14 protein-coding genes are annotated in these 18,660 nt (G+C 69.6%); 9 read left to right on the top strand and 5 right to left on the bottom strand.

The features are described 5' to 3' along the window. Positions 1–195: 195 nt before the first annotated feature. Positions 196–624, top strand: coding sequence for a DUF6325 family protein (locus AB0B58_RS37665; protein WP_360234434.1), 429 nt, complete (start codon positions 196–198; stop codon positions 622–624). A 69-nt stretch (positions 625–693) separates the two neighbouring features. Here AB0B58_RS37665 and AB0B58_RS37660 read toward each other — a convergent pair whose 3' ends face one another. Together AB0B58_RS37660 and AB0B58_RS37655 are read right to left on the bottom strand one after the other, a co-directional pair. After that, positions 694–1,530 (bottom strand): SigB/SigF/SigG family RNA polymerase sigma factor, encoded by an 837-nt coding sequence (locus AB0B58_RS37660; protein ID WP_360234431.1) that lies wholly within the window; start codon positions 1,528–1,530, stop codon positions 694–696. 362 nt (positions 1,531–1,892) lie between these two features. Continuing rightward, positions 1,893–3,812, bottom strand: coding sequence for a WD40 repeat domain-containing protein (locus tag AB0B58_RS37655; RefSeq protein ID WP_360234428.1), 1,920 nt, complete (start codon positions 3,810–3,812; stop codon positions 1,893–1,895). 144 nt (positions 3,813–3,956) lie between these two features. On the opposite strand from AB0B58_RS37655, the gene AB0B58_RS37650 reads away from it, so the two are divergent. Then, positions 3,957–4,418 (top strand): DUF4247 domain-containing protein, encoded by a 462-nt coding sequence (locus AB0B58_RS37650; protein ID WP_360234425.1) that lies wholly within the window; start codon positions 3,957–3,959, stop codon positions 4,416–4,418. After that, positions 4,393–5,106: a hypothetical protein gene (locus AB0B58_RS37645; protein ID WP_360234422.1), complete on the top strand. Its 714-nt coding sequence runs from the start codon at positions 4,393–4,395 to the stop codon at positions 5,104–5,106. The genes AB0B58_RS37650 and AB0B58_RS37645 overlap by 26 nt, the downstream gene beginning before the upstream one ends. Positions 5,107–5,135: 29 nt before the next feature. On the opposite strand, the gene AB0B58_RS37640 is transcribed toward AB0B58_RS37645, so the two are convergent. Next, on the bottom strand, positions 5,136–6,311 hold the full coding sequence (locus AB0B58_RS37640; protein WP_360234419.1) for an ROK family transcriptional regulator: 1,176 nt from the start codon (positions 6,309–6,311) through the stop codon (positions 5,136–5,138). Between the two features lie 41 nt (positions 6,312–6,352). Here AB0B58_RS37640 and AB0B58_RS37635 point away from each other — a divergent pair, with 41 nt between their 5' ends. Further along, positions 6,353–7,201: a substrate-binding domain-containing protein gene (locus tag AB0B58_RS37635; RefSeq protein ID WP_360234416.1), complete on the top strand. Its 849-nt coding sequence runs from the start codon at positions 6,353–6,355 to the stop codon at positions 7,199–7,201. A 74-nt stretch (positions 7,202–7,275) separates the two neighbouring features. Here the strand turns inward: AB0B58_RS37635 and AB0B58_RS37630 are convergent, their stop codons facing one another. Together AB0B58_RS37630 and AB0B58_RS37625 are read right to left on the bottom strand one after the other, a co-directional pair. Beyond that, entirely contained in the window at positions 7,276–8,289 is a 1,014-nt protein-coding gene (locus AB0B58_RS37630) for a glycosyl hydrolase (protein ID WP_360234413.1), read from the bottom strand. 148 nt (positions 8,290–8,437) lie between these two features. Further along, complete coding sequence (locus AB0B58_RS37625) at positions 8,438–9,622, bottom strand: ROK family transcriptional regulator (protein ID WP_360234410.1); 1,185 nt, start codon at positions 9,620–9,622, stop codon at positions 8,438–8,440. A 195-nt stretch (positions 9,623–9,817) separates the two neighbouring features. Between AB0B58_RS37625 and AB0B58_RS37620 the strand changes: the two genes are divergently transcribed. The 5 genes from AB0B58_RS37620 to AB0B58_RS37600 all read left to right on the top strand — a co-directional run. Further along, complete coding sequence (locus tag AB0B58_RS37620; RefSeq protein ID WP_360234407.1) at positions 9,818–11,134, top strand: ABC transporter substrate-binding protein; 1,317 nt, start codon at positions 9,818–9,820, stop codon at positions 11,132–11,134. Continuing rightward, entirely contained in the window at positions 11,131–12,009 is an 879-nt protein-coding gene (locus AB0B58_RS37615) for a sugar ABC transporter permease (RefSeq protein ID WP_360234404.1), read from the top strand. Before AB0B58_RS37620 ends, AB0B58_RS37615 begins: the two co-directional genes overlap by 4 nt. Continuing rightward, positions 12,006–12,830, top strand: coding sequence for a carbohydrate ABC transporter permease (locus AB0B58_RS37610; RefSeq protein ID WP_360234401.1), 825 nt, complete (start codon positions 12,006–12,008; stop codon positions 12,828–12,830). Before AB0B58_RS37615 ends, AB0B58_RS37610 begins: the two co-directional genes overlap by 4 nt. A 7-nt stretch (positions 12,831–12,837) precedes the next feature. Continuing rightward, positions 12,838–15,300 (top strand): glycosyl hydrolase 2 galactose-binding domain-containing protein, encoded by a 2,463-nt coding sequence (locus AB0B58_RS37605; protein WP_360234398.1) that lies wholly within the window; start codon positions 12,838–12,840, stop codon positions 15,298–15,300. A gap of 120 nt (positions 15,301–15,420) precedes the next feature. Beyond that, on the top strand, positions 15,421–18,660 hold a 3,240-nt coding region (locus AB0B58_RS37600; RefSeq protein ID WP_360234395.1), incomplete at its 3' end, for an NB-ARC domain-containing protein.

Raw genomic sequence — 18,660 nt, 5'->3', positions numbered from 1 at the left:
GATCGGCCGTCCCGGCGCGAGCGTCGAACACCGTTGTGCGGATGCCGGACTCCACCTCGGGTGCCGGATGATCATTAGCGGTCGATCGCGCCGAGCGGGCGGCACTTGTAGGCCAGCATTGAACCAGCGGGAGTGGCACGCCGTTCATTCTGGTCGGACGATGCGGGCCGAGGGCAAGTAAGCGACAATAGCGTCATGGCGTTGGGTCCTGTGGAACTCATTGTTCTGACGTTCCCGGCAGCGGACCTGAGAAACGGCGTGCGGGCAGCGCTCGGCCAGCTGACCAAACTCGGTCACGTGCGCGTCGTCGACGTCCTGGTCGTTCGGAGCGATGCCGCCGGCAGAGCGTGCTCGATGGAGATCGATGACGTGCCCGGCCTCGCTGATGGCCACACCTGCTTCAGCGGGTTGACGTCCGGGCTGATCACCGAGACGGACGTCGACGATGTCGCCGCCCTGGTCGACCGCGGCACGGATGCGCTCGCCGTGCTGGTCCAGCTGCAGTGGGTCAATGACCTGGCCGACCTGGTGGCGACCACGAACGGCTCCGTCGTGGCGCTGACACCCGTGCACGCGGTGCACGTGGTGCCGCTCGGCGCCCCGGCCGTCCTGGACCGGGGCTGACCAGCCTCCACGCGGGTCGACCGCCGGGACAAGACGGCCTTCGTCTCGAGGACCGGGCTCGGGGGTGGATCAGAGGGTGTCGGCCGCGATCGTGGTGCGCAACTTGGCGAGGGCCCTGGTGAGCAGCCGAGAGACGTGCATCTGAGACACGCCGACCTGCTCGGCGATCTGCGTCTGGGTCTGGTTGCCGTAGAAACGCAGGATCACGATCCTGCGTTCGCGGTCGTCGAGCAGGCCGAGGGCGGGCTCGAGAGTGGCGCGCAGATCGGCCAGCTCGTAGTCGTTCTGCTTGTCGGCGATGGTGTCGCCGAGTTCCGTGGTGCCCTCGGTGCCGAGCGGGGTGGAGAGGCTGGTGGCGTTGTAGGCGCGGGCGCCCTCGAGGCCTTCGAGTACTTCTTCCTCGGTGACGCCGAGGTGCGTGGCGATGTCCGTGACCAGCGGGGACCGGCCCAGGGTGTGGGTGAGGTTCGCGTTGGCCTCGGTGATCTGCAGGCGCAGTTCCTGCAGGCGGCGGGGGACCCGGATGGACCAGGTGCGGTCGCGGAAGTGTCGCTTGATCTCGCCGATGATGGTGGGGATGGCGTAGCCGGCGAAGTCGACGCCGCGGTCGGGGTCGAACCTGTCGACGGCTTTGATCAGGCCGATGTTCGCGGTCTGAATCAGGTCGTCGGTCGGCTCTCCGCGGTTCGCGTAGCGGTGGGCGAGGTGCTTCGCCAGCGGCAGCCACGCCTCGATGGCCCGGTCGCGCAGGGCCGGGCGTGAGGGGTGGCCGGCTGGCATGGCGGCCATCGCGCCGAGCAGGTCGGAGGCGGTGTCGGCCGCGGCGGCGCTGGTCAGCGTGTCGTCCGGTTCGGCATCCGAGGTGGTGGCCGGTGCGGCGGTGTCCGCGATGGTCGTGGAGGTCATGTCGGTCTCCCTGCGTTGTCGCTCGCAGAGTCAGCCCACTGCGAATCGGTCACCGCCCGGCGCCCTGGCCGTTCGGTAGACCGACGATAGCCGATCAGTCGAGTTTGACCTAACCGAAAGTATGAGTCACCCTGAGTAGTTGGGCGGACACGGATGGGTGGGCGGCCGCGGCGGCATGGGATGCCGCCGTGAGGGGGCGATGAGCCGGGGCCCGCTGGGCAACGGCTGGTCAGGGCCGTAGTGTTCCGGCAGGTTGCTTGACACCTCGAGCGGTCGACGGCGACGGACGGGATCGGCGATGGTGACAACGACGATCGTGCCCCGGCCGGTGAGCTGCCCCCGCGTCCCGGCGAAAGATCGCGCTACCTGTCCGGCTGAGCGCCATCCCTGATCCAGAACTCGCCGTTCGGCGAGCCGTCGACGACGGGCTGCCCACCCGCCCGTACGGTCGCCGATCCGCCGTCGTCGAGCGCGATCAGCATGGCGAGACGCTGCCGGGATTCGGCGTCCCACAGGAGCACGGTCCCGTTGTCGCACCCCACGGCCAGCAGCCGGCCGTCGGGGGAGTAGGCCAACGACCGGATCAGGCCGGTGTGGCCCTCGAACCCCGCGTTCCCGCGGCCCGAGCCGGGGTCCGCGAACAGGTGCACCGCGTTGTCGTCGCTGCCGGCGGCGAGTGCCCCGCCGGGCGAGTACGCCAGCGCGCCGACCGTGTGCGTGTACGGCCGGGCCGGTTCGGTGCCGGCGGTCCGATAGAGCGACAGGGTGGCACTGCCGTACTCGTCGGAGGAGCCGATCGCGAAGCCTTGGCCGTCGGGTGCGATGGCGACCGCGTCCACCCGGTCGGTGAGCTCGGCGAGCTGCAGGACGAGCGCCCCGGTCGCGATGTCCCACAGGCAGACGGACTCGTCGTCGGCGACCACCAGGTGCCCGCCGCCGGGATGGAAGGCCGCGTACCAGGCGGGCCGGCCCTGTCCCTTCAGGACGCCGGCGGAACTCCCGTCGCCGGCCCACAGGTGGATGGTGCCGTCCGCGCCGGCGGTGGCGAGCGTCGCGCCGTCGGGCGAGTAGGCCAGCGCCAGGACGGGTGATCCGGTCGCGGGCAGGGCACCGGCGGGCGCGGCGGTTGCGGCGTCCCAGAACCGTACGGTCTCGTCGTCGGCGACGGCGAGCAGGCCGCCGCCCGGGCGGTACGCCACCGCGTTGACCTCACCCCGGTGCGCCGGCAGCCGGTGCGCCGGCCGTGCCGCGCCGACCTCCCAGACGCGGACCCGGTCGTCGGTGACCGTGCTGAGCCGCTGCCCGTCGGCACTGAACGCGAGCGCGTGCACCTCACGGGTCACGCCGCTCAGTTCGTACGCGAGCCGGCCGGTGAAGCTGTCCCACACCCGGATGATCGAGTCGTCGTCGTGGCCGGTGGCGAGGTACGCGCCGTCGGGGCTGAAGGCCATGACACCCACCGGGCCGGCGTCCTCGAGCGTGACGACCGGCTTCCAGGTGGCCGTGGAGTAGATCACGACGCCGGCGCCTTCGTCCTCATCCGCCTCGTCATCGAAGCCGTAGTCGAAGTCGTCTCCGCCGGTGACGGCGAGGCGGGTGCCGTCGCCCGACAGCGCGATCGTGGCCCCGTCGAGCCGGGCGACCACCTTCTCGGTGCCGAGATCCCACACCCGGGTGGTGTCGTCCTCGGCGATGACGCACCGCCCGCCGCCCGGCAGGAACACCACCTCGGACACCCCGTCGCCGGGGATCGCCAGGCGCTCGACGCCGTCCGCCGTGCTCCAGATCCGCACCGGCTCGTCCCGGTCCGAGAAGCTGTACGTCGCAAGCCAGGCACCGTCGGACGACAACGCGGCCCGGCCGAAGCGCTCGCCCGCCCCCGACAGCGTGCAGCGGACGGCCCCGGTGCCGACGTCGACGAGCACCTTCTCGGCCTTGCCGGCGGTGACCAGGTACTCCAGCCTGCCGTCCAGGCCGTACAGCCGGCACCCGAACTCGTACGGCCAGGCCTGCGACCGCGTCCGGCCGGTCCGCACGTCGGTGCGGTGCAGGACCCCGTCGGCGAAGTCAACGACGGTGGCCGGCTCGACGTCGAAGACGGGCTCGTCACCCCCGGTCCATTCCGCCAGGGGCGTCCGCGTCGCCAGGTCCCAGACCCGCTGCCGGTCGCCGGCGTGCGTGCTCATCAGGTACCGGCCGTCGGGGCTGAACTGGATCAGGAAGGTGTCGCCGCCGGTCGACGGCCGCACCTGCGGCCAGCTGCCGTCGTTGTCCGTGAACATCACTCTTCTCCGCTCCGCCGTCGGGCACCCTGCCTGCCGCGCCGCCCGGCACGGTACCGGAGCCGCGCATAGACCACGATCACCGCCATTGATCGTGTTAGCTAGCATCGGTGCGGCATTCGCGGGTGGAGGGAGAGGCCGTTGGTGCGCAAACGCTGGCGTACGGAGGATCGGCGCGAACCCACCGCGGACGCGCCCGCCGCCGCCCGCCGGACCGGCGGACCGTTCGGCGTCCCGCAGGCCGCCGGCTATGCGGCGTTCCTGACCGCCCTGGCCGTCTTCTTCGTCTGGACAACCGGGGTGCCCGGCCAGCTCAGCGTCCGAGGGCACGTGGACGCCGCCTACTCCCGCTCGCACGCCGACGACATCGGACGGGACGCTGTCGCGTACACGTCACCGCTGACTCCGACCCGGGTCGCCGGCGCCATCACCGACCGGTGGCAGCCGGGCCGTGGGGCGGCCGACGCCGACGGCGTCTATCTGCGGTACGCCGACGACAGCGTCGTGATCCTCCGCCGGCAGCACGGCTCGATAATCCTGGTCGAGAAGACCACCACCGCCTACCCGAGGTACCTGGATCATGTCGCTGGCCACTGGGACCGCTGACCCGCCGCGGCCGGCCCGGCGCAGGACCGGCGCCCTGCTCGTCGGCGTCTGCCTCGGCGCCGCCTTTCTGACCGCCATGGCCGGCGGCCTGCTGACTTCCGGCACACCGAGCCGGGTCGGCCCACCGGACCAGGCCGCGGCCGGCGCGACCGCGACCGAGCTGGCCCGGGCCACGCGGGCCCAGCACCTCTGCTACGGCTGGCAGCTGACCGATTTCCAGGGTGGGCACAGCCGGCCGCTGAGCGTCGGTTCGAACGCCGGCGACGGGGTCTCCGTACGCACCGCTCCCGGCTGCGACCGCTGGCTCGAGATCATCGCGGACGTCTCCGCGTCGTCGAAGCGCAACAAGGTCGTGCTGAACCTGGTCGACTCACGCGCCGCCGGCAAGGAGGTGCGGCTGCGGATCGGCTCCCTCGGCATGACCGAACAGACGTTTCTCGCCGACACCGGCGCGGCCGTCCTGCGGGCCGCCGGCGCGCTTCCGTTGATCGCCGCCGAGGAAGGCCTGTCCCAGCCGGTGTCCGCAGAGCCGGGCGCCCGGGCCGCCGCGCGTCCGCTGCCGACGGTCGGGTCCGACTTCTGGCGCGGGCGCCGCGACCTGCTGCGGGTCGCGCTCCCGGTGTCGTTCCTCGCCCTCGCGTCGTACGTGATGCTGGGGGTCGCGCTCCGGCGTCGCCGCCGGATCTGATCGATCCGGCCTCCGCGGGATGGAGGCGGCTAATGCACCCCGGCGGTGTGGCCGGGAGCGATCGACGCCTGCACGACGAGTGCCGCGGCACCGATGCTTGCGGCGTCGCGTGGTCGCGCGGACAGCTCGACGGCGATCTCGTGGCGGTGCCGGGCGTGCGCGGTCCGGGCCAGGTGGGCACGCAGCCGACGGGTGTAGATGGAGCCGGCGACCGCCATGCCCGGGCCGGTGAGGACGAGCCGGCCCAGGTCGAGCAGGTTCACCATCGATGTCACCGCCACGCTGAGGTGACGGGCCGCCCGGTCGATGACGGCGAAGGCCTCCGCGTCGCCGCCGACCGCGGCGCGGGCGATCGCGTCGTACGCGGAGAGGACGGTTCCACCCGGTCGCAGGCGAGCGGCCAGCCCTGGATACGTCCGGGCCTCCTCGACGGTTGCGGCCATCGAGGCGTATCGCTCCACGCACCCCCGGTTGCCGCACGGGCACGGGCGACCGTCGTACTGGATCGAGAGGTGCCCGAGCTCGCCAGCGTCGAAGCTCGCGCCGCGGAACAGCGCGCCCCCGACGACCAGGCCGGCGCCGATCCCGGTGGACAGGTAGACGCTGCCGAACGTCTGTTCCCGGGACACCCGCCGGCTCCAGAACTCGCCAAGTGCGGCGGCCGCCGCGTCATTCTCGACCAGGACCGGTAGACCCAGGCGCTCGGCCAGGTCGGCACGGACCGCGCCCCACTCGGGGTAGGCGGACCCGTCTCCCGGCTGGGCGGTGGGAGCCACGATGGCCAGCCCCTCGATGCGGTCGCGGGGCAGCTCGAGGTCGGCCGTGAAGTCGTGGAAGCGAGCCGCCAGCAGGTCGGTCCGGTCCGAGTCGTCGAGCGGCACCACCTCGCGGCCGACCACCCCGCCGGTGAGGTCGACGGCCACGCAGGTCACCGATTCCGCGCCGACCTCGAAGCCGATGCCGAAGCGGTTGGCCGGCTTGATGGCGAGCAGCTTGCGGGGCTTGCCACGAACCGAGTCCGCCAAGCCGGTCTCGTGGATGACGCCGTCGGCGATGAGGTCGCGGACGATGTTCGAGATCAACGGCTGCGTCAGGCCCGTCAGCTCGGCCAACTCCACCCGACTGATGACCAGGGCCGAGCGGATCACATCCACGATCAAGGCACGGCTGCCCGGACCTGCTGCGGGCGTTTCGCGACGTGCCATGGCGGTACGGTATCGCCTATACGAACTGAACTGGAGGCGCGGTGACACAGGCGCAGCGGAGGGTCGGCCTTGTTCTGGCACGCGCCTCCAAGGTGCTCGGCGAGGAGCCCTACTACCACGAGTTCGTCGAGGGGCTGGAGCGCGTACTCACCCCGGCCGGGGTCTCGGTACTGGTCAAGGTCGTCATCGACCGGCAGGCGGAGACGGAGACGTACGAGCAGTGGGCCGACCGGGGCCGGGTGGACGGCATCGTGCTCGTCGACCTGGCGCCGGACGACGAGAGGGTCGCCCTGGTGAACCGGCTCGGGCTGCCCGCGGTGGTGATCGGCGCTCCATCGACGGCATCGGGCCTGCCGACGGTCTGGACCGATGACGCCGGGTTCGCCCGGGAGGCGATCCGGTTCCTGGCCGAGCAGGGGCACGAGGCGATCGGGCATGTCAGCGGTCCACTGGCGTTCGTGCACACCCAGCTGCGCCGGGAGGGTGCGCGGGCGGAGGCCGAGGCGCAGGGCGTGCGGCTGCTGCACGCGGAGGGCGACTACTCCTACGAGTCCGGCCGCGTCGCGATCGAGGAGCTTCTCCAGGGGAGTCCGACGGCGATCGTCTGCGACAACGACGTGATGGCCATCGCGGTGCTGGACACGCTGCGGGAGAAGGGTTTGGCCGTGCCGGCCGACATCTCGGTGGTGGCCTGGGACGATTCCGCACAGTGCCAGCTGGCCGTGCCGGCCCTGTCGGCGATGAGCCATGACGTGGGCCGCATCGGCGAGCTCGCGGCGGGTGCCATGCTCGACGCGATGGGCGGGGCCGCTCCCGCCGTGTACGAGGCACCGGCCGCTCACATCGTCGTACGCGACAGCACCCGAACCCCTTCGCCCGCCTCGCGCTGAGCCGGCTTACCGCCGGCAGAACGCCGTCCGCGCATGAGAGCGCGGACGGCGTTCCCGGTGGTGCCGGTCGGTTGTCAGGGAATGCTGAACTCGCCGCGGTTGAGGACGCGGGGGTGGAAGTAGGCGGCCTGGATCTCGGCGTTGGAGTTGTTTCCGCGCAGCTGTTCGGACCAGATCATGAAGTAGGCCCACCGGGTCTGGCCGGTCAGCAACGCGGCGTTCGGCACCTTGCCCATCTCCGCAAGCGCGATCGGCTTACCGGCCGCGATCGACTGGATCTGCGAGTAGTCCGACGATGAGGGGTGGCTCTTGTACCAGACGTCGAGCGACACCACGTCGACGTAGTTGCTGCCGGGGTAGTAGTTCGCCCAGCCGCCGGCCGGGTTGTCCTGCACGTTCCACACCCAGATCAGGTTGTCCAGGCCCTGGCTGTCGAAGTAGTCGCGCATCTGCTGGTAGATCTTCGCGCCGCCGTTGGGGCCGGGACGCGCGCCCCACCAGTTCCAGCTTTCGTTCATCTCGTGGAAGGGCCGCCATAGCACCGGGACGCCGGCGTCCCTGAGCTGCCGCAGGTAGGGCACCACGGCCGCCATCCGACTGCGCCACGTGTTGTTCAGCGCGGTGCCGCCGGTGACGATCTGCTGGAACTGGGCGGCCGAGATGCCGGTCTTCACACCGCCGTCGAATTCGCAGGTGGCGCCGACGGTCGGTGAGCAGGCGTGCCAGGTGAGTGCGACAAGTGAGCCGGCCGCCCATTGCGCCTTGGCCTCGTTGATCACGCTCTGCCGGTTGCCGATGTCCGCGGAGCGGAACATCATGTCGCCGCCCCACAGGCCCGGCCACTGACCGGTGACGCTGTATGCCTGCTGGGTGTACTGCCGGGGCGAGCTGGCGGGTTCCTTGTTGTGCTGCCCGGAGATGATGCTCGTCCCGGTGATCGAGCGCAGGCGGTTGAGGACTGCCGACTTGCTGGAGGCGGGAAACGCCTGGGCGGAGCTGGACATCTGCACCGTCGCGGCGGTGAGCAGCAGCGTCGCGACGGCCGTGCAGGCCGCGGCGATCGCCCGGGGGGATGGGATGGCTCTCATTGGAGATTCTCTCCTCACGAGATGGATGGGGACGGGACCCGGGGAGGTCGTTGAGCCAGCATGAAACTCGCATTACCGCGGTGTCAACAGTAAATTACTAATTTAAGAAACTCGCGATCGGGGTGGTGGGCGGAACGTCCGGGCGGTTCTAGCCGGCCGGTTCGGGGGTGTGGCCGGGGGCGATGGAGGCCTGCACCATCAGGACCGCGGCGCCGATGCCGGCGGCGTCGCGCGGCTGGGCGGAGAGCTCGACCGACACCCGGTGCCGTTCCCGGTTGTGCGCCGTCCGGGCGAGGTGGGTGCGCATGTGGCGGGCATAGATCGATCCGGCAACGGCCACGCCGGGTCCGGTGAGCACCAGCCGGCCGAGGTCCAGGAGATTGACCATGGACGTGACTGCCACGCTCAGGAATTCGGCGGCTTGGTCCAGTACCTCGTAGGCGTCCGGGTCGCCATTGACGGCGGCCCGGGCGATGGCGTCATAGGCGCCGGAGTCGCTGCCCTGCAGGGCGAGCCGCGCACGCAGCCCGGGATGCTCACGGGCGGCGATCACGGTGGCCTGTGTCGACGCGTACTGCTGCACGCAGCCCCGATTTCCGCAGGGGCACGGCCGGCCGTCGTGATGGATGGACACGTGGCCGAGTTCGCCCGCGCCGAAGCTCGCGCCGCGGAACAGCGCGCCCCCGAAGACGAACCCCGCGCCGATGCCGTCGGCGAGGTAGATGCATCCGAAGGCCTGTTCGCGGGCGACGCGGCGGCTCCAGAACTCGCCGAGCGCGGCGGCCGCGGAGTCGTTCTCCACCAGGACCGGCACGCCGATCCGTGCCGTCAGTTCGGCCCGTAGCCCGGTCAACCCGGCGGTGGCGTCGGGCCGGCCGGGTACGGCGGCCGGTGCGACGATCGCCAGACCCTCGATGCGGTCCCGCGGTAGGTCGAGGCCGGCCGTGAAGTCGTCGAACCGTTCGGCGAGTCGATCGACCGGCCAGATCTCGTCCGGTAGCCGGGGAAGGGCCTCGCGGCCGATCACCCCGCCGGTGAGGTCGATCGCGACGCAGGTGACCGTTTCCGGTCCGAAGTGGAATCCGATGCCGAACCGGTTGGCCGGGTTGATGGCGATGAGCTTGCGGGGTCTGCCCTGCGCGGAGTCGGTCGAGCCGATCTCGTGGATGATGCCGTCGGCGATGAGGTCGCGCACGATGTTGGAGATGGACGGCTGGGTGAGGCCGGTGAGGTCGGCCAGCTCGCCCCGGCTGATTGTCGCCGCGGAACGGATGACGTCGACGATCAGGGCGCGGCTGCCCGGTCCTGCCGCGGGCGATTCTCGACGGGCCATGGCGGGTGATGTTCTCCGGTCTCGTGCCGTGGGCGGGAGACCCGCTCAGTCGATACCGTACCTGGCCGTCGGGGGGTTCCCGCGGACCTCGTCACCCGCGTCTTAGGTTCAATTAAATTAGTAATCTAACCTTGACACGCCCGCGACGGCCGTCTCATGCTGGGCCCCCACCGAGTCAGCAGGACGGATACCGGCATGATCAATAGAAGGCAGTTCATCGGCGCCGGCGCGGCCGCCACCCTCGCCCTGGTGGCCGGGTGCACCGGCGGGGCGGGTAACGAGTCCGAGGGGTCGACCGGCGGCTTCGCCGGCGACGTCAAGGGCGACATCACGGTCCTGACCAACCGGACCGACCTGGCGAACACGACGCTGCCGGAGTACGCCAGGAAGTTCGAGGCCAGGTACCCCGGCACCAAGGTCACGTTCGAGGCCGTGACGAACTACGAGGATGACGTCACCACGCAGCTCAGCGGCGGCGAGTACGGCGACGTGCTGCTGATCCCGAACACCGTCGCCCTCAGCCAGTACGGCCAGTTCTTCGAGCCGCTCGGCAGCGTCGAGGAGCTCAAGGCGAAGTACCGGTTCATCGAGCCGGGGTCGTACGAAGGCAGGGCGTACGGGTTGTCGCTCGGCGGCGTCGCCAAGGGATTCGTCATCAACAGGAAGGTCTGGGCGCAGGCCGGCGTCACCGCGCCGCCGAAGACGCCGGAGGAGTTCCTGGCGGGGCTCAAGGCCATCGTCGACAAGACCGACGCCGTGCCGTACTACACGAACTACAAGGACGGCTGGCCGCTGAGCGAGTGGAACAACCACCGGGCCGTCCTGGCCGACCCGAAGATCAACGACACCTTCCCGGCCGACCCCGATCCCTGGCAGCCGGGCAAGATCCAGTACCTCACCGACAGCCTGCTCTTCGACCTGGTCAGCCAGAGGCTCAACGAGAGGGACCCGCTGACCACCAACTGGGAGGCGGCCAAGCCGCTGATCGCCACCGGCAAGATCGGGGCCATGCTGCTCGGCTCCTGGGCCGTTCCGCAGATGCAGGAAGCCGCCAGGGCGTCCAAGGCGAATCCCGACGACATCGGCTTCTGGCCCTTCCCGTACCAGACCGGCGGCAGGTTCCACGCCGCCATCGACGGCGACAAACTGGCCGCGGTCAGCAGGAACTCCAGGAACAAGGCGACGGCCCGGGCCTGGCTGGACTGGTTCGTCAACGAGTCCGGCTTCGCCGCGGACCAGCAGGCCATCCCGCCCGCCGTCGACCAGGCGCTGCCCGCGGGCCTGCAGGCCTTCACCGCCACCGGCGTCGAGCTGGTGGAGGTCCCGGCGGCGACGACCAACGCCGGCAGGGAAGACGAGATCATCAAAGAGTCGGAGATCGACCTGAAGGGCAGCATCTACAGGCAGAAGCTTGTCGACATCGCCCGCGGCGCCGCCGACGGCACGAAGGACTCGTACTTCGCCGAGCTGAACAAGCGGTGGGGTGCCGCGCAGTCCCAGGTCATGAAGTGACGATCGCCGCGTGGTGGCGGCGGCAGTCGCCCTGGCTCTATCTCGTGCCCGCGCTGACGTTGCTGATCGTCTTCACCTACGTCCCGGTCGGGAACATGGTCTGGTACAGCTTCCACAAGTGGGACGGCCTGGACGTCACCATGGACCCGGTCGGCCTCGACAACTACGTGCGGGTGTTCACCGACGAGCGGTACTGGCGGGTCTTCCTGGTCAGCCTCTACTACTTCGTCGCGTCGTTCGCACAGATCGCCATCGCCCTCTACTTCGCCGTGGTCCTGTCGTTCAACGTGCGCTTCCGCAACCTGTTCAAAGGCATCCTGTTCTTCCCGTACCTGCTGAACGGCGTCGCGGTCGGCTTCGTCTTCCTCTACCTCTTCCAGCCGGACGGCACGCTCGACTCGGTGCTGCGGCTGGTCGGGCTGGGCGGCCACACCGAGCTCTGGCTGGGCGACCCGGACATCGCCAACGTCTCGCTGGCCGGCACGTCCGTGTGGCGCTTCACCGGACTCAACTTCGTGCTGTTCCTCGGCGCCATCCAGTCGATCCCCGGCGAGATCTACGAGGCGGCCGACATCGACGGCGCCAACCGGTGGCACCGGTTCCGCTACATCATCGCGCCGGGCATCCGGCGGATCATCAGCCTGTCGTTCATCCTGGCCGTCTCCGGCAGCCTCGCGGTCTTCGAGATCCCGTTCATCATGACCGGCGGCGCGAACGGGACGCGCACCTTCGTCGTCCAGGCGTACCAGACGGCCTTCCAGTTCCGCCAGATCGGGCTCGCCTCGGCGATGGCGGTCGTCCTGCTCGCCGTGGTCCTGGCGCTCACCTGGATCCAGCGCAAGGTGCTGCCCGACGACGAGGTGAACCTGTCATGAGTAAGACGGTGGCGCGCTCCGCCAAGTACGTCTCCCTGGTGCTGGCGTCGATCATCGTGATCGTTCCGCTGCTGGTCGTCCTGTTCGCCTCGTTCAAGACGCACACCGAATACAACACCACCGGTCCGCTCACGCCGCCGCGGAACTGGTTCAACCTCGACAACTTCGCCACCGCCTGGACCGACGGCGACATGCTGCGCGGTTTCTGGAACACCTCGGTCATCCTCGCGGTCTCGCTGACCGGCACCGTGTTCGTCGGCACCATGGCCGCGTACGCGATCAGTCGCTTCGCCTTCCCGTTCAAGCGCCTGGTCCTTGGCCTGTTCCTGGTCGCCGCGCTCGTGCCCGGCGTCACCACCCAGGTGGCCACCTACCAGATCGTCAAGTCGATGGGCCTGGTCAACACGTCGTGGTCGGCCATCGTCCTGTTCATGGGTACGGACATCGTCTCGATCTACATCTTCATCCAGTTCATGCAGTCGATTCCGCGGAGCGTGGACCATGCCGCGATGATCGACGGCGCCTCCCGGTTCACCATCTACCGCAAGATCATCCTGCCGCTGATGAGGCCGGCCATCGCCACCGTGGTGATCATCAAGGGGATCGCCGTCTACAACGAGTTCTACATCCCCTTCCTCTACCTGCGCTCGCCGGACCTCAACGTCATCTCGACCGCGCTGTTCCGCTTCAAGGGTCCCTACGGAGCGCAGTGGGAGACGATCGCCGCCTGCACCATGATCGTCATCCTGCCCACCGTGGTGATCTTCCTGCTGCTCCAGCGCCTCATCTACAACGGCATCACCGCCGGGGCCACGAAATGAGGATCCGATGACCTTTTCCGAAGACCTCGGCGGCGCCTGGGAGCTGCGGGTCGACGTTCGGGGCGAGAGCGCGGCGACGCTTCCCGAGCAGGCGCGGGCGCTGGCGGACGTCACCGTGCCGGCGGCCGTACCCGGATGCGTCCACGCCGACCTGATGGGCGACGGCCGGCTCGAGGATCCGTTCCTGAACGACAACGAGACCGCGGTCGCCTGGGTCGGCCGGACCGACTGGATGTACAGCCGCGACGTGGCGTGGATCGGACCCGGACACGAGCGCGTCGATCTCGTCTTCGAGGGACTCGACACGGTGGCCGGCATCGAGTTGGGTGGCGTCACCCTCGGCTCGACCCGCAACATGCACCGCACCTACCGCTACGACGTCACCTCGCTCGTCGGCGCCACCCCCCGGCCGCTCCAGGTGCGTTTCACCTCCGCGTACACCGAGGCGGAACGCGTCCGCGACGCGCTCGGGCCGCGACCCAACGCCTACCCCGAGCCGTTCCAGTTCATCCGCAAGATGGCATGCGCCTTCGGCTGGGACTGGGGCCCGACCCTGGTCACCGCCGGCATCTGGCGGCCGGTACGCCTGGAGGGCTGGAGCACCGCGCGATTCGCCACCGTGCGCCCCCTGGCGACGTACGCGGACGGCACCGGCCGGCTCGACCTGACCATCGAGGTGGAACGCACCGGGGCGCGGCCCCTGAGCGCCGAGGTGTTCCTCGACGGCCGGGTCGTCGAGGCCATCGACATTCCGGCCGGCGACACCGTCGTGCGGACCGTGCTGCCCGTGCCCGCGGTGACGCCCTGGGCACCGCGTGGCCACGGCGACCCGGCGCTGTACGACCTGACCGTCGAACTCACCGACGACCGGGGCGCGAGCCTGGACAGGTGGCAGCGGCGGACCGGCTTCCGCACCGTGGAGCTCGACCGGACCGCGGGCGCGTTCGTGTTCCACCTCAACGGGTCGCCGGTGCTGGTCAAGGGCGTCAACTGGATCCCGGACGACATCTTCCCGGCCCGGATGACCCGCGAACGCTACGAGCGACGGCTTCGCGAGGCGGCTGACGCGGGGGTCAATCTGATCCGGGTCTGGGGCGGTGGCCTGTACGAGAGCCGCGACTTCTACGAGGTGTGCGACGAACTCGGGCTGATGGTGTGGCAGGACTTCCTGTTCGCCTGCGCCTGCTACCCCGAAGAGGAGCCGCTCTACTCCGAGGTGGTGGCCGAGGCCCGCGACAACGTCGGCCGGCTCGCCCCGCACCCCAGCCTGATCACCTGGAACGGCAACAACGAGAACCTGTGGCTGCACGGGGCCATGGGCTGGGCCGACGAGCCCGGAGGGGAGTCGACCTGGGGCGAGCGGTACTACCTCGAGACGCTGCCGGCGATCGTCGCCGAACTCGACCCGTCCCGGCCCTACCAGGCGGGCAGCCCCTGGTCGGGCTCCCGGGAAGTCGCGCCCAACGACACGGACCACCAGACGTTCCACTCGTGGGAGGTGTGGAACCGCGAGGATTACCGCAACTACCGCGCCTCGACGCCTCGATTCGTGGCCGAGTTCGGGTGGCAGGCGCCGCCGGCATGGACCACGCTGCGCGACGCGGTCTCCGACGAGCCGATGCTGCCCGACTCGCCCGGCGTGCTGCACCACCAGAAGGCCGAGGACGGCAACGGCAAGCTGGCCCGCGGCCTGGCACCGCACTTCCCGGCACCAAGCGGCACCGAGGCCTGGCACTACCTGACCCAGCTCAACCAGGTACGGGCCGTCCGCACCGGCATCGAGCACTGGCGCTCGCACTGGCCGCACACCGCCGGAACCATCCTGTGGCAGCTCAACGACCTGTGGCCGGTGACCTCGTGGGCAGCGATCGACGGAGCCGGGCGATACAAGCCGCTCTACTTCGCCCTGCGCGAGTTGCACGCCGAGCGCGCATTGACGATCCAGCCCCGCGTGGGCGGCCTGGTGGTGGCCGTCCTCAACGACCACGCGGACGAATGGACCGGAATCGTGCTCATCGAGCGCCGCGACACCCGCGGTGCGGTCCGGGCCACCTCGGTCCTGCCGGTGTCCGCTGCTTCTCGATCCGTGGCGCTGGTAGAGGTGCCGCCCAACGTGGCCCGAATCGGCGATCCGGCGTCGGAACTCCTGGTCGCTCGGCTGGGAGATACCCGCGCGCTGTGGTTCGCGACGGAGGACCGGGATTTCGCGTACGACGACCCGGGGCTGACCGTCGACGTGGAAACGGCCCCCGGCGGGCTCGACGTGCACGTGCACTCGGTCGGCCTGGCTCGCGACGTCCTGCTTCAACCCGACCGCGTGCATCCTCTCGCGGTGGTCGACCGGGGCTTCATCGACCTGCTGCCCGGAGAATCCGCCGTCCTTCACGTGCGCGCACCGATCGACCTGGACGCCGGCCTGATCAAGGCGCCTTGGGTGCTCACCGACCTGGCAACGGTGCTACGCGGATAGGTTGCCGACCGAGACGTGCTTCAGCGGGTGATGAGTGGAGGTGATCAATTCGAGGCGTTTAGATGTCAGGGAAGGAGGTAGCTGGTGCGGCGGTGGCGGTGGACTCTTCTCATCCTGTCCGTGATCGCTGCTGCGTCGGCTGCGACGCTCGTGGCCGTCGCTGTCAATGTGGCAACGGGCGGAAGCGCGCCGTGGTTTCCTGCGGTGGAGCAGCGGCCGCTCTGGTGGGCCGGATTCGGAACCGCAGGGACAGCCGTGGCGGGCCTGGCAGGCTCGTGGGCGCAGCGGCTCATCGAGCATCAGCTGCCCATGGTGCCGGCGGAGCAGCGCCCCGAGTCCTGGATCATCGAACGTCCCGTCGAGGTCGACCGGATCGTGGAGGGATTGCGCCGGCGCGGCAGCCGAACCGTGGGAGTGACCACCGCACTGCAGGGTGCGGGAGGATTCGGCAAGACCACGGTCGCGAAGCTGGTGCGCTCCGACAGGCGGATACTTCGCCGGTTCGGTGATCACGTGTACTGGGTGACCCTCGGGCGAGATGTCCGCCGAGGGACTCTCACCGACAAGGTCAACGACCTGATCCAGGCGATCGACCCGGATCGGCAGGCATCATTCACGGACGCCCAGCAGGCCGGCCAATACCTGTCGGCGTTGCTGCGGGCTGGACCGCCGCGGCTCCTCGTCCTGGACGACGTGTGGTTTCCCGAGCAGCTCGAAGCGTTCCCGCTCGCCGGCCGCAGCGCCCGCCTGATCACGACGAGGAACGCGTCCCTGGTCGGAGGCGACGCAGCCTCCGTCCGAGTGGACCAGCTTTCATTGATGCAGGCCCGAGCGGTCCTACTGGCGGACCTGCCGGACCTGCCGGCTCACATCGTCGGTGACGTTCTCGATGAGACCGGGCGGTGGCCGCTGCTGCTGCGTCTGATCAATCGCGTTCTGGTCAACCAGGCTCGTCTCCACACCGACCTCGCAGCCGCGGGGCAACAATTGTTGGACCGGCTGCGCCGCGACGGCATGTCCCAGGTCGACAACCTCACCGGGGCGGCGGGCCAGGAACTCGACGTCAATGATCCACGACAGCGACAGCATGCCATTGCGGCAACCGTCGATGCCAGCATCGGCCTGCTTCGCCCTCCGGACCGGGTCCGCCTTGCCGAGCTGTCGGTCTTCGCTGAGGACGAGTCCATACCGGTGCTGATGGTGGCCGGCCTGTGGAATGCCACGGATGGGCTGGATGGAGTGGCGACCCGCGCGTTGTGCGCCCGGCTGGAGGACCTGTCGCTGATATCCCTGACGCCTACCGCTGATGGTGGCGCGTTCAGTCTCCATGACGTGATCCGCGAGGTTCTGCGCCGGGAACTCGGCTCCGAGCGACTCCGAGCGCTCCACCACCTGCTACTGGCGGCCGCAGCCGGCCAAGGACCGGCGGCATCGGACATGTCAGCGGACGGCGACGCACCCGCCGTGGAATGGTGGTCGCTGCCGGAGCTCCACCCGTACCTGCAAGACCACCTGATCGAACACCTCCAGGCCGCGGGACGCAGCAGAGAGGCTGCAGCGCTGGCATGCGACGTCCGCTGGGTGACCGCACGACTGGAGCAGTCCGGAGCCGTGGCACCCTTGTCGGATCTCGCCCTGATCCCGGGCCCGACCGCTGCGCACCTGAGGCGCCTGTTCGGCCAGACCTCCCACCTCCTGACCCCCACCGATCCGCCGCACTGCCGGGTCGACATCCTCTATGCCCGGCTCGAACACGATGCCGTGTGGGGAGCACAGGTCAGAACGCTCAGCCGGGAACGGAGATCGCTGGCACTGCTCAACGACTGGCCGCTTCCCGATCTGCCGGAGCCGGCGTTGCGTCGTACGATCACGGGGCACACCGCACCTGTCCGGGCCATCGCGATCTCGCCCGACAGCGGCTGGCTTGTTACTGCCAGCGCGGACCGCTCCGTCCGGCTGTGGAACGCGTCCACCGGCGCGGAACGGCTGGCGCTGACCGGGCACACCGACCGAGTCAATGCCGTCGCGATCGCGGCGGACGGTACCTGGCTGGCAACCGCCGGTGCGGACAGGTCCATCCGCACCTGGGATGCCACCACCGGCGCACTGCGAGCGAAACTTACGGGCCACAAAGCGCAGGTCAACGCGGTAGCGATTGCTCCCGACGGTACCTGGCTGGCAAGCGCCGGCGACGACCTCTCCGTGAGGATCTGGGATGTGAGCACCGGCGCGCAGCGCGCCAAGCTGACAGGCCACAGCGACCGGGTCACATCGGTGGTCATCGACCCCGGCAGCGGTTGGGTGGCCACCACCAGCGATGACCGTTCCGTGCGCGTCTGGGATGTCACAACCGGACGAGAGCAGCGCAGACTGGTCATCTCCACCGACTGGGTTCGATCGGTCGCCATCGCACCCAGCGGCACCTGGCTAGCGGTAGCCGGGTGGTCGCTGCGCATCTGGAACCCCAACACCGAGGAACAGCGCACCGACTTCATCAGCCGCTTCGACGAGCTGTTGAACGCCATCGCCATCTCACCCGACGAGACCTGGCTGGCCAGCGCCGGCGACGACCGGACAGTCAAGATCTGGAACGTCGCAACGGGCGAGGAGCAAGCCCTTCTGCAGGGGCACATCGATCCGGTCAACGCCGTCAACATCGCCCCCGACGGAACCTGGCTGGCCACCGCGAGTTCCGACTGGTCCGTCCGCGTCTGGGATGCCGTCGCCAACCCGAACCCCGGTCGCGGAAAGGCAGATCGTGCCTACGCCGGCGGTCGGTCAATCGGCGAACGGTCGAAGTGGTACTTCGATGTGGCCTGGTCCCTGGATGGGGAATGGCTTGCCACAGGGAGCACCGACAGTTCGGTACAGTTCTGGAACGCCGCTACGGGAGAACAACGCCACAATTCAGTCGATCAGGCCGGCCGGACCGGCCGCGTCAACGCCGTCGCGATCTCACCGGACGGCACCTGGTCAGCCACGGCCGGCTGGTCGGTCCGCATCTGGGACGCCAAGCGTGAAGTACAGCGCACCGAAATCCTGGGACACATCGGACGAGTCTTCGCGGTGGCGATCGCTTCGAACGGCACGTACCTGGCGACCGGTGGAGACGATCGCACCGTACGGATCTGGGACGCGGTGACCGGTGCTGAACGCCGTACGCTCGTCGGTCACGCTGACCGGGTCAACTCCGTCGCTGTGGCACCGGACGGCAGTTGGCTCGCCTCCGCGAGCTCCGATCGCACCGTACGGATCTGGGACGCCGTGACCGGTGCTGAACGCCGTACGCTCGTCGGTCACGCTGACCGGGTCAACTCCGTCGCTGTGGCACCGGACGGCAGTTGGCTCGCCTCCGCGAGC

The organism is Actinoplanes sp. NPDC049118 (assembly GCF_040648555.1).
Lineage (GTDB): Bacteria > Actinomycetota > Actinomycetes > Mycobacteriales > Micromonosporaceae > Actinoplanes.
This window is presented reverse-complemented; position numbering and strand designations above follow the sequence as displayed.

Coding starts and splice junctions, on each gene's coding strand:
- AB0B58_RS37665 (WP_360234434.1), top strand. CDS start 196: ATGGCGTTGGGTCCTGTGGAACTCATTGTTCTGACGTTCCCGGCAGCG.
- AB0B58_RS37660 (WP_360234431.1), bottom strand. CDS start 1,530: ATGACCTCCACGACCATCGCGGACACCGCCGCACCGGCCACCACCTCG.
- AB0B58_RS37655 (WP_360234428.1), bottom strand. CDS start 3,812: ATGTTCACGGACAACGACGGCAGCTGGCCGCAGGTGCGGCCGTCGACC.
- AB0B58_RS37645 (WP_360234422.1), top strand. CDS start 4,393: ATGTCGCTGGCCACTGGGACCGCTGACCCGCCGCGGCCGGCCCGGCGC.
- AB0B58_RS37640 (WP_360234419.1), bottom strand. CDS start 6,311: ATGGCACGTCGCGAAACGCCCGCAGCAGGTCCGGGCAGCCGTGCCTTG.
- AB0B58_RS37630 (WP_360234413.1), bottom strand. CDS start 8,289: ATGAGAGCCATCCCATCCCCCCGGGCGATCGCCGCGGCCTGCACGGCC.
- AB0B58_RS37625 (WP_360234410.1), bottom strand. CDS start 9,622: ATGGCCCGTCGAGAATCGCCCGCGGCAGGACCGGGCAGCCGCGCCCTG.
- AB0B58_RS37620 (WP_360234407.1), top strand. CDS start 9,818: ATGATCAATAGAAGGCAGTTCATCGGCGCCGGCGCGGCCGCCACCCTC.
- AB0B58_RS37610 (WP_360234401.1), top strand. CDS start 12,006: ATGAGTAAGACGGTGGCGCGCTCCGCCAAGTACGTCTCCCTGGTGCTG.
- AB0B58_RS37605 (WP_360234398.1), top strand. CDS start 12,838: ATGACCTTTTCCGAAGACCTCGGCGGCGCCTGGGAGCTGCGGGTCGAC.